The sequence below is a fragment of the Mesorhizobium sp. M6A.T.Cr.TU.017.01.1.1 genome, assembly GCF_004023115.1.
In the GTDB taxonomy this organism is placed as follows: domain Bacteria; phylum Pseudomonadota; class Alphaproteobacteria; order Rhizobiales; family Rhizobiaceae; genus Mesorhizobium; species Mesorhizobium mediterraneum.
In genome coordinates this window covers 1-10,263 of sequence record NZ_RZTA01000108.1, presented here as the reverse complement: position 1 = coordinate 10,263, position 10,263 = coordinate 1, and the positions used below count along the sequence as shown (strand labels likewise).

Genomic DNA, 10,263 nt, shown 5'->3' with positions numbered 1-10,263 from the left:
CCACCAGCACCGCCAGCGCATCGGCCGGGAAGGAATCCCCGCCGAATTTTTCGCCGCCGGTGACTTTCGGCAGGCCGTCGAGCCTGATCGGAGAGGAGCCTACAGCATGGCCTGAGATTGGCATTCTGCGGTCAAGGTCGAGATCGAGCCGCTGAAGTTGGTGCTGCCCCTCACCCTTACCCTCTCCCCGTGAAAGACGGGGAGAGGGGGACGCCAGCGCTGGAGCTTCGTCCTTCTCCCCGTCACTGTACGGGGAGAAGGTGCCGGCAGGCGGAAGAGGGGCAATGCCGTCCGTCGATAGTTCGCTCGCGAACCGTCCAGCATCCATCACCGCCGCAACGATCTTCCGGTACCCGGTGCAGCGGCACAGGACGCCGCCCAGCGCATCCTGGACTTCGGTTTCGCTCGGGTTCGGCTCCCTGTCCAGCAGCGCGGTTGCCGCGATTAACAGGCCGGGCGTGCAGATGCCGCATTGCGCGGCGCCATGGTCGAGGAACGAAGCTTGCAGCGCCGACAATCTGCCATTGGCGAGCCCTTCGACCGTGGTCACCACGGTGCCAGCGGCAGAAGCCACTGACATGAGGCAGGCGCAGACGGGTTCGCCGTCGACAAGCACCGTGCAGGCGCCGCAGTCGCCGGCGTCGCAGCCGATCTTGGTGCCGGTCAGGCGCAATTCGTCGCGCAGCACCGAAGAGAGACGACGAACCGGCGGCACGCAGACAGAAACGGCGGCGCCGTTGACCTCGAAGGCGATGTCGGCCCGCTCCATGCTCATGCCAGGCTGAGCTTTGCTCATGCCGCCACCGCCTTGTCATTCGATGCGTGACCCGCGGCATCAAGCACGGCGCGGGCGACGATCTCGCGCACGGCGTCCAGCCGGTATTCGGCGCTGCCGCGGACGTCGCCGATCGGCGACAGCTCGTCCATCGGCGCGGACTGGATCGCAGTGACGAGGGCGTGGTCAACCGGGAGGCCGCGCAAGGCTGCTTCGACACTTGCAAGACGTTTGGCGACCGCTGAACAGGAGCCGACGGCGACGGCAGCGTTGCCGACGATGCCGTCCTCAACGGTCAGACGGGCGGCCGCCATGGCTATGGAAATGACGAGATAGCGACGGGCGCCGAGTTTCACGAAAGCCGACGTGCCGGCGGAGGCGTTTTTCGGCACGCGGATGGCGGTGACCATTTCGCCCGGCTGCAGTTCCGTGCGGCGGTTTCCCAGGATGAATTTTTTCAGCGGCAGATGGCGGGCCATCGCTGCCGAGCGCAGCTCGACCTCGGCGTCGAGAATGAGCAACGCCGGCACGCCGTCGGCGGCCGGAGAGGCATTGCAGAGATTGCCGGCGATGGAGGCGACGTTCTGGATCTGCACGGAGCCGACTTCCCGCGCCGCCTGCTTCAGCGCATCGAACGCCGCCGGCAGCGGATGACGGACAAGATCGGTCCAGGTCGTGCGCGCGCCGATGACCCAATGGTCCTCGGTTTCGGCGATATCGCGCAGCGTTGCGAGACCGTTGATGTCAAGGACATTCTCGCGGAAAGGCTTGGCCCCTTGTGCCGGGTAGAAATCGGTGCCGCCGGCAAGGATGCGCCACGAAGCCTCGCCAAGCAAAGCGAGAGCCTCGTCGACGGTGGTGGGTTTCGCGTAACGGATCACGCTTTGCCTTCCCAGAAATAGGGATCCTTCCGGCATTCGGGCCGGTCAAATTCATTCGTATGCAAATGATATCAAGCCGGGAGGAATTGTCAAAGCCAGAGTTTCGGGCCGCTCTCCGCATCGGCGCGGCGGCACGCATTTGTTATACCGTTGGAGGTTGACGCAGCCGGCCATCTGGTCGAGTTTCTGCATCCGGTCGCGTCCAGCGGCATTTTTCGGTGGAACCTGGCTTCGAACACCGGATTCCACGTTTCGGCAGACTTCCGGTTCGGGTCATGCCTCCGGACAAACAAGAGGGAGGCCCATGGCCGACGAAGCGCTTGTCATCATCGACCTGCAGAACGATTTCTGCCCGGGCGGCGCGCTGGCGGTGGCCGGCGGCGACGAGATCGTGCCACTGGTCAACGACCTGATCCGGCGGACCGAACATGTCGTGCTGACGCAGGACTGGCATCCCGCCGGCCATTCGAGCTTTGCCTCCAGCCATCCCGGCAAGCAGCCGTTCGAGACCATCGAGATGCCTTACGGCCAGCAGACGCTGTGGCCGGACCACTGCATCCAGGGCAGCCTAGGCTCGGACTTTCACTCCGGCCTCGCCTGGACCAAGGCCGAACTGGTCATCCGCAAGGGCTTCCGGCCGGCGATCGACAGCTATTCGGCTTTCTTCGAGAACGACCATACGACGCCGACCGGCCTTGCCGGCCATCTCAGGGAGCGCGGCATCGACACGCTGACCCTGGTTGGTCTTGCGACCGATTTCTGCGTCGCCTTTTCGGCGCTCGATGCGGTCAAGCAGGGCTTCCACACAACAGTGCGGCTCGACGCCTGCCGCGGCATCAATCTCAACGGGTCCGTCGAGACGATGCTGAACCGGATGCGTGATGCCGGCGTGACGCTGGCTTGAACATCACCAATCGCATCCGACACAATTCCAGAGGGGGCCTTATGCGGTTTGCGGCGGCTTTGAGGGCGGGCGCTGTGGTGGCAGTCGCAACCCTGCTTCCGGACATAGCGCTCGCAGCCGAGGCCCACGAGTTGCCAGGCGAAACAATGTCGCTGTGGTGGGCGCTTCCCTTTGCCGGCCTGCTTCTGTCGATCGCCACCGGGCCATTGCTCTTCCACCATGTCTGGGAGCACCACTACGGCAAGATCACCCTCTTCTGGGCGGCGCTTGTGGTCGTGCCGCTGGCGGTTGCGTTCGGCATGCCTTCGGCCACGGAAGCGGTACTGCATGCGCTGCTCACCGAATATATGTCGTTCATCATTCTTCTGTTTGCGCTGTTCACCATTTCGGGCGGCATCCTCGTCGCCGGCAACATCCATGGCACGCCGCTGGTGAATGCCGGACTGCTGCTGATCGGGGCGATGCTCGCCTCGGTCATCGGGACGACCGGCGCCTCGATGATCCTGATCCGGCCGATCCTGCGCGCCAACGACAATCGGCCGTTCAACGCCCATGTCGTCATCTTCTTCATTTTCCTGGTGTCCAACATCGGCGGCTCGCTGACGCCGCTCGGCGACCCGCCGCTGTTCGTCGGCTTCCTGCGCGGCGTCGATTTCTTCTGGACCACCACCAATCTCTATCAGGAGACACTGTTCGTCGGCGGCCTGGTGCTGGCCGTCTTCCTGGCCATGGACATGGTCCTGCATCGCCGCGAGGACGGCGCGCCAAAGATCAAGGATCCGACACCGGATACGAAGGTGCGCATCCGAGGCCTGGCCAACGTCCCGCTGCTGGCCGGGGTGATCGGCGCGATCCTGCTTTCCGCGACCTGGAAGCCAGGCGTGGCTTTCGCCGTCCAGGGCGTGAGCCTCGAATTGCAGAACCTCGTGCGCGACACCATCATCCTGGCTCTTGCCTTCCTTTCGCTGGCGGTCTCGCGCAAGAGCCACAGGGAGGCGAACAACTTCCACTGGGAGCCGATCGCCGAGGTGGCGAAACTGTTCGCCGGCATCTTCATCTGCATCGTGCCGGTCATCGCCATTCTCAGGGCCGGCCCCGACGGCGCGCTGGCGCCTCTGGTCTCGCTTGTCAGCTCGCCCACGGGCGAGCCCAACGACCTTGCCTATTTCTGGATGACCGGAGCGCTGTCATCCTTCCTCGACAATGCGCCGACATATCTGGTGTTCTTCGAGCTCGCCGGCGGCGACCCGCAGCATCTGATGACCACCTTCGCATCGACGCTGGCGGCGATCTCGGCCGGCGCAGTGTTCATGGGCGCCAACACCTATATCGGCAATGCACCGAACTTCATGGTCTATGCCATTGCCAGGCATCGCGGCGTGAAGATGCCGGGCTTCTTCGGCTACATGGCATGGTCGGGCGCGGTGCTGATCCCGATATTTTTGCTTGCAGGCTTTTTGTTCTTCGGGTGACTACCCGACACCGACATAGCGACGGACCGCCGACGGATCGGCGCGGAGCTCCTCGACATCGACGGTCTCGCGGTTGCGGCCGTTCTCGATGAACGAGACCCGGTCGGCGACGGACAGCACTGCATCGACCCGCTGCTCGACCAGGATCGTCGAGACGCCAAGGTCGCGCAGCTTCGACACCGTCTCACGGATTTTTGCGATCATCGACGGCATCAGCCCTTCGGTCGGCTCGTCGAGCAGAAGCACCTCCGGTTCGAGGCACAGTGCCCGCGCCATGGCCAGCATCTGCTGCTCGCCGCCGGACAGTGTGCCGGAGCGTTGTCTCAGCCGCTGGCGCAGCAGCGGAAAAAGGTCGAGCACGTTTTCGCGCGTCGTCTTGCCCTTGCTGCGGGCCATCAGGCCGATCTCGATGTTTTCCGCCACCGTCATCTCGGCGAACAGCCGCCGGCCCTGCGGCACATAGGCGACGCCGGCCTTCGGCACGTCGTGCGCCGGCAGGCCGGTCAATTCCTTGCCGTCGAGCCTGATCGAGCCGGCACGTGAGGGAACGAGGCCCATGATCGCCTTCAGCGTCGTCGTCTTGCCGGCGCCGTTGCGGCCGAACAGGCAAAGCACCTCGCCCTTGTTGAGCACGAGGTCGAGGCCATAGAGCACCTGGACCTCGCCGTAGAAGCAGTCGAGCCCGGAGATGGTCAGTGCTTCAGACCGTGTTTCAGTCATGGGGTCGTCCCGAGATAGGCGTCCTGCACCTCGGCGTTGGCACGGACCTGCTCGGGCGTGCCTTCGGCCAGGATCTTGCCGGCGTTGAAGACGGTGATACGGTCGGCAAGCTGCATGACCACCGGCATGTTGTGCTCGATCAGAAGCACGGTGGCGCTTTTGGCGATCTCGCGCACCAGCCCGATGAAATTGTCGATCTCGCTGTCGGCCAGCCCCTGCGTCGGCTCGTCGAGGATCAGCAGACGCGGCTTCAGCGCCAGCCCCATGGCCACTTCGAGCAGGCGCTGATGGCCATAGGACAATTGCCCGGCCGGCATGTGGGCGCGGTCGGCAAGGCCGGTGCGTTCCAGCGCCGCCATGACGCCGGCATGCACGGCGCCTTTCGAGCGGCCATCGGTCAGCGTGCGCTGCACCGGCAGCGCGACATTGTCATAGGCGGTGAGATTGGCAAAGACGCTGGTGATCTGAAACGTGTAGGCGATGCCAAGGCGGACCCTGGCGTAGGCCGGCAGGTTGGTGATGTCGGCGCCGTCGAAGACGATCATGCCCGAAGACGGCTGGATGCGGCCGCTGACCAGGCTGACGAAGGTGGTCTTGCCGGCGCCGTTGGGGCCAATGACGGCGCGAATCTCGCCCGGCATGAGGGCGAAATCGACACCGTCGACGGCGCGCAGGCCGCCGAAATTGCGGGACAGGCCTTTGGTCGTCAGCAGCGGCATCATGGCAGCCATCCTAGCCAACGTTGGCGGATGGTGCCGAGGATGCCCTTGGGGAAGAACAGCATCAGCAGGATGAGGGCGATGCCGACGATCAGCAGGTAGGCCGAAGTGTAGCCGCTGGTGATGTCGACGACATAGTACATGAACAGCGTGCCGATCAGCGGACCGAGCGTGGTGGCAGCACCGCCGAGCAGCACCCAGAGCAGCGGCAGGATGGAATATTGCACCGAGGCGAAAGTCGAGCCGACATAACCGAACAGCAGCGCGTAGGCGGCGCCCGAGGCCGCACAGATGGTGCCGGAGACGACGACCGCGGCGAGCTTGTTGGAAAACGTGTCGTAGCCGAGCATTTTGGTCCGCTCCTCGTTCTCGCGGATAGCGACCAGCACACGGCCATACCTGGAGCGGACGACGGCGAGCGTCACCAGCAGCACGATCGAGAACAGGACGAGCGCGCTCATGTAGCGCACGGTCGGATTGGTGAGGCCGAGCGACGTGTTGCCCAAGACAAGCACACGCGCCGACTGCGGCACCACCAGGCCCTGGTCGCCGCCGGTCCAGGCGGCGAAATAGAGGATTATGAGGTAGAACACCTGCGCGAACATCATGGTGACGATCATGAAGGCGACGCCAGACGTGCGCAGTGCAAGCACCCCGATCACCAGCGCGAGAAGCGCGCCGCAGGCAAGGCCGGCGGCGAAGGCGGCCGGCACGCTCCAGCCGAGATGGATGACGGCAAGGCCTGCGCCATAAAGCCCGGCCGAAAAGAACATGGCGTGGCCGAGGCTGAGCAGCCCGACATAGCCGAACAGCATGTTGTAGCCCATGGCGAAGACCGCCAGCACCATGATGCGGGCGAGCAGCCCGTGGTGATATTCCGGCAGGACGAAGCTTAGGGCAAAAAGCAGGGCGATGACGCCCAGATGCAACGCATAGGCTTTTGCCGGTGAAGCCTCCTTCATCGCGATGCCGTCCCGAACAGCCCTTGCGGCCGGAACACCAGCACCATGGCAACCAGCAGCGTGGCGATGATCTTGGCCAGCGTCGGCGAGAAGAACACCGAGATAACGCCGTCCGACAGGCCGATGAGCACGGCGGCGACGACGGTGCCGCGCAGCGAGCCCAGCCCGCCGATGATGACGACGATGAAGGACAGCAGCAGCGGGTCTTGCCCCATCAGATAATGCGCCTGGCTGATCGGCACGATCAGCACCGCGGCCACCGCCGCCAGCATGGCGCCGAGCGCGAAGACGCCGGCATAGACGCGGTCGACCGGAATGCCGAAGGCCTGCGCCGTCTCGCTGTCATATTGCGTGGCGCGCATGACGAGACCGATTTTCGTACGCGTCAGCACGAACCATGTCGCGACAAGCAGAAGCGCGGACGCGGCGATGATCGACAGCTTGTAGCCGGAATAGCCGAACCACGGCAGAAGGATGCGGTAGCTGAAGGGCGGCTCCACCGGCCGTGCCTCCGGACCATAGAAGGTCAGCGCCAGTTGCTGGATGATGTAGAGCATGCCGATGGTGGCGACGATGGTGGCTTCCGGATTGTAATTCAGCCGGCGCAGCACCAGCCGTTCGGCGACCAGCGCGATCAGGCCGACGATCAGCGGCGCCAGCACCAGGGCCGCCACGAAGCCGAGCGCCGGATGACCTGATATCGCCGTGGAGATCGCCCAGGCAAGCACCGCGCCCAGCATGAAGAACTCGCCATGGGCGACATTGACGACGCGCATGACGCCGAACACCAGCGACAGGCCAAGCGCCGTCAGCGCCAGCACGGCGGAGGTGACGAGGCCTTCAAGGGCGGCGAGGAGGAGGTGGGGTCCGAAGTGCATCGGTTATATGCCCATGGCCGGTGCGAGGCGCACCCCCCTCTGGCCTGCCGGCCATCTCCCCCTCAAGGGGGGAGATCGGCTGGCATCATCGGTTTCGCCAATCGCCAAAGTCGGTAGGCAGCCGCCTTCGTACGAACTGCCAATCTCCCCCCTTGAGGGGGAGATGTCCGGCAGGACAGAGGGGGGTGACTTGGCTCCCACGCTCACTGACAAAGCCGTGTCTAGAGCGGCTGGGTCGTGTAATCCCCTTCCGGCTCGTAGAGGCCGTCCTCGATCTTGGTCTTGTGGACGACATTCAGCCGGCCGCCTTCGACCTTCGAAATGTTCTGGATGCCAAAGCACTGATGGATCTTGCCGTTGAAGGTCTTCGGCCCCTGCGGATGCTCGGGGCCTTCGGCGAACTCGGTCAAGGCTTCGGTCGCCTCGACCAGCTTGGCGCGGTCTTCTGGACCCTTGTAGCCGGCATCCTCCATGGCCTTCTTGACGACATAGAGCGTTTCCCAGCAGCCGAACATGTGCGCGGCGGTAGACACGTCCTTGGGATCGCCGACGGCAGCACCATTGTCGTCGATGCCGACGGCGGCGCGATAGGCCTTCTGCGCGGCGGAGTCGTCAGGCTGCGCGTAGCGCGGCGAGCCTTCCCAGAAATGGCTGCCGTCGAGGAATTCGAGGCCGGGGCTGTTGATGTCGGTGGCCTCGAGCGAATCGATGAAGCCGAACAGTTGCGGCCGGTTGGAGCCGTAGAATTCGCCGAGCTCCTTGACGAAGGTGAGCACCGCCGGGCCGACCATGACGTGGTAGATCACCTCGGTCTCGGCCGGGATCTGCGGAAAATATTTGGTGAAGGACGATTCCGTCGGCGGGATGGCGATCTGGGCGATGACCTCGGCGCCTTGCGCCTTCAGCGCCGACGGCAGGTAGTCGCGATGATCATAGCCGAAGGCGAAATCGGGGAAGATCTGTGTCACCTTCTTGCCGGCGTTCGCCGCAATCCATGGCGCCATCGACTGGATCTGGCTCTTCACGTCGGTGATGCCGGGCTGGAAGACGTAGCGGTTGAGCTTGGTCGAGGCGACGTGGTGGCCTTCGCTGACGACAAAATAGGGCATCTTGGCTTCGCCGGCGGCGGGCGCCGAGCCGATGACGACATGCGAAAACAGCGTGCCGTAGACGATGTCGGTCTTGTGCTGGGTGGCGAACTTGCCGACCACTTCGGCGCCTCGGCCGGGATCGGTGCCGTCATCCTCGATGATGACCTCGACCGGCCGGCCGTTGATGCCGCCGGCTTCGTTGATCGCCTTGACCGCAGCGGCGGTGGTCTTTTCATACCAGCGGCCATAGGCGGCGCCAATGCCGGTGCGGTGGGACTGGAAGCCGATCTTTATCGGCGCCGAGCTCTGCGCCTGGCTGTACCGCACGAACCCAGGCGCGACGGCAAGGCAGGCGCCCGCGGCCAACCCCTTCAGCGCGGTGCGGCGGGTGAGGCCGGTTTTGGAGAGATCGAAAAACCCATTCTTGTCAGTCACGGCAGTTCCCCTTGTTTTTTGAGTTTTGACCAATGGCTGTAGCGAGGTAGGCCACTCTTAATAAGAGGGCCGAAATTGCATGTGTACAAACTAAATCACCAAAGCCCTGATGTGGCAAGCGGGCTTTCCCTGGGGATTAATCGACGCCATCGAGCCGGGCTTTTGTCTCATCCGGCCGCCGGCGTGGCAAGCAACCACAGGCCGAAGACAGTATAGGCGATCATCAGCACGGTGAGCGGAAACTGGCTGAGCGTGGCGCGGGCGGGAACCGGGTGCAATCGCCAGGCGAGGCCATGCGCGACGAGCACGGCGAGCATGTGACCGGCGATGATGACGCCGGCCTGGAGATTCCACAGCCACCACGCCGAGCCGGCGCCGGCGACCACGCCGGCTTCGATCTGCATATCGGCGGTGCCGAACAGGTTCCAGCCCAGCGCGAAGGGGTCGGAAAGGGCGGCGATGGCGTATTGGCCATCGACCAGCAGCGCCGTCAGATAATGCGCGACATGATAGGCGAGCGCGATCGGCACGATCGACCAGACCAGCAGCCCGGCGGCCTGACTGAGGGAATGCTCGCTTCCGGCCAGGCGCTGGCCGAGGACAATTGCAAGAATGAATGCGGCTGCAAGCAAGACGAACGTCAGCACGAGACCGAAGGTGCCGATGCCGATCACCGCCGTGCGGCCGGGAAACTCCAGCGGATTGATGCCGAACAGGCCGAGCCAGAAGAAGGTTTTCGACAGGCCGTCGAAGGAGACCGACGACAGCGCCAGCAACAGGAAAGCGAGGCCACTGGGCGACAGCGGCGCGGCATTGCTGAGCTTGGCGCCCGGCCAGCACAGACTGAGCCGGCCGTCTTCATTGCGCTCGACTTCATTGCGCTCGACGACGGCGAAGCGCGCAATCATGGCGAAGAAGACGGCCAGGAACTCGCCTCGCCGGCTCCAGTCGCGGTAGCCGAACACCAGCATGGCGGCAAAGCTCAGCAGCCAATAGAAGCCGGCGGCCCAGGCCAACCGTGCCGGATCGTCGGGCGCCGGGTCGATCAGCTCGAACCAGGCGAAGGCGAAGAACAGCGCGACGGCCGGCCAGCAGCCGAGCCAAGGGGGCGGGCGCCATGTCCGCCGCTTGCCGAACAGGCGCGAGATGACGCGCCAAGGCCCGTACCAGGGGTTCAGCCAGGACCAGAGATTGCCGAACAGGCCCTGCAGCGAGGCCAGCCCAACCCAGAGCAGCGTCCAGATGGTGAGGGGCAACGGGTTGGAGAGCGGATCGCGGCTGCCGAACAGGCCGGCCGCGACAAGAATTGCAAAGCCGGCAAAGAATATCAGACTGACGATAGTCCGTGCGCCGTCGCCGAATGCGAAAAGCGGCAGGCGCCGCCGCCAGAGGCGGTTGATGGAGTCCGGCGGCAGCAGCGCCAGAA

The 10,263-nt window shown here is 64.4% G+C and carries 10 protein-coding genes; 2 read left to right on the top strand and 8 right to left on the bottom strand.

What is annotated here, in order from left to right:
- Together EOB36_RS35390 and EOB36_RS26715 are read right to left on the bottom strand one after the other, a co-directional pair.
- Positions 1 to 796 (bottom strand): (2Fe-2S)-binding protein (locus EOB36_RS35390; protein ID WP_245467895.1); only part of this gene is annotated, 796 nt, incomplete at its 3' end.
- Positions 793 to 1,656: a xanthine dehydrogenase family protein subunit M gene (locus EOB36_RS26715; protein WP_128241610.1), complete on the bottom strand. Its 864-nt coding sequence runs from the start codon at positions 1,654 to 1,656 to the stop codon at positions 793 to 795. The genes EOB36_RS26715 and EOB36_RS35390, both read right to left, overlap by 4 nt.
- 304 nt (positions 1,657 to 1,960) lie before the next feature.
- Between EOB36_RS26715 and pncA the strand changes: the two genes are divergently transcribed.
- Entirely contained in the window at positions 1,961 to 2,560 is a 600-nt protein-coding gene (pncA, locus tag EOB36_RS26710; protein WP_126104078.1) for a bifunctional nicotinamidase/pyrazinamidase, read from the top strand.
- 41 nt (positions 2,561 to 2,601) lie between these two features.
- The gene (locus EOB36_RS26705) at positions 2,602 to 4,032 is read left to right on the top strand and encodes a sodium:proton antiporter (protein ID WP_128286062.1); all 1,431 of its coding nucleotides are present in this window, start codon (positions 2,602 to 2,604) and stop codon (positions 4,030 to 4,032) included.
- Here the strand turns inward: EOB36_RS26705 and EOB36_RS26700 are convergent, their stop codons facing one another.
- From EOB36_RS26700 to EOB36_RS26670, 6 genes are all read right to left on the bottom strand, one after another.
- Positions 4,033 to 4,752 carry an ABC transporter ATP-binding protein gene (locus tag EOB36_RS26700; RefSeq protein ID WP_128241612.1) on the bottom strand — a complete coding sequence of 240 codons (720 nt, stop codon included), beginning with the start codon at positions 4,750 to 4,752 and terminating at the stop codon, positions 4,033 to 4,035.
- On the bottom strand, positions 4,749 to 5,474 hold the full coding sequence (locus EOB36_RS26695; protein WP_128241613.1) for an ABC transporter ATP-binding protein: 726 nt from the start codon (positions 5,472 to 5,474) through the stop codon (positions 4,749 to 4,751). The genes EOB36_RS26700 and EOB36_RS26695 overlap by 4 nt, the downstream gene beginning before the upstream one ends.
- Positions 5,471 to 6,433, bottom strand: a complete 963-nt coding sequence (locus EOB36_RS26690; RefSeq protein WP_128241614.1) for a branched-chain amino acid ABC transporter permease — start codon at positions 6,431 to 6,433, stop codon at positions 5,471 to 5,473. Before EOB36_RS26690 ends, EOB36_RS26695 begins: the two co-directional genes overlap by 4 nt.
- Positions 6,430 to 7,311, bottom strand: a complete 882-nt coding sequence (locus tag EOB36_RS26685; RefSeq protein ID WP_127291275.1) for a branched-chain amino acid ABC transporter permease — start codon at positions 7,309 to 7,311, stop codon at positions 6,430 to 6,432. Before EOB36_RS26685 ends, EOB36_RS26690 begins: the two co-directional genes overlap by 4 nt.
- A 221-nt stretch (positions 7,312 to 7,532) precedes the next feature.
- Entirely contained in the window at positions 7,533 to 8,837 is a 1,305-nt protein-coding gene (locus EOB36_RS26675) for an ABC transporter substrate-binding protein (protein WP_128241615.1), read from the bottom strand.
- 167 nt (positions 8,838 to 9,004) lie between these two features.
- Positions 9,005 to 10,263: hypothetical protein (locus EOB36_RS26670; RefSeq protein ID WP_128286061.1), on the bottom strand; the 1,259-nt coding region annotated here is incomplete at its 5' end.

What these genes read in the sequence shown, in the direction of transcription:
- pncA (WP_126104078.1), top strand. Translation starts at nt 1,961, where the DNA reads ATGGCCGACGAAGCGCTTGTCATCATCGACCTGCAGAACGATTTCTGC.
- EOB36_RS26705 (WP_128286062.1), top strand. Translation starts at nt 2,602, where the DNA reads ATGCGGTTTGCGGCGGCTTTGAGGGCGGGCGCTGTGGTGGCAGTCGCA.
- EOB36_RS26700 (WP_128241612.1), bottom strand. Translation starts at nt 4,752, where the DNA reads ATGACTGAAACACGGTCTGAAGCACTGACCATCTCCGGGCTCGACTGC.
- EOB36_RS26695 (WP_128241613.1), bottom strand. Translation starts at nt 5,474, where the DNA reads ATGATGCCGCTGCTGACGACCAAAGGCCTGTCCCGCAATTTCGGCGGC.
- EOB36_RS26690 (WP_128241614.1), bottom strand. Translation starts at nt 6,433, where the DNA reads ATGAAGGAGGCTTCACCGGCAAAAGCCTATGCGTTGCATCTGGGCGTC.
- EOB36_RS26685 (WP_127291275.1), bottom strand. Translation starts at nt 7,311, where the DNA reads ATGCACTTCGGACCCCACCTCCTCCTCGCCGCCCTTGAAGGCCTCGTC.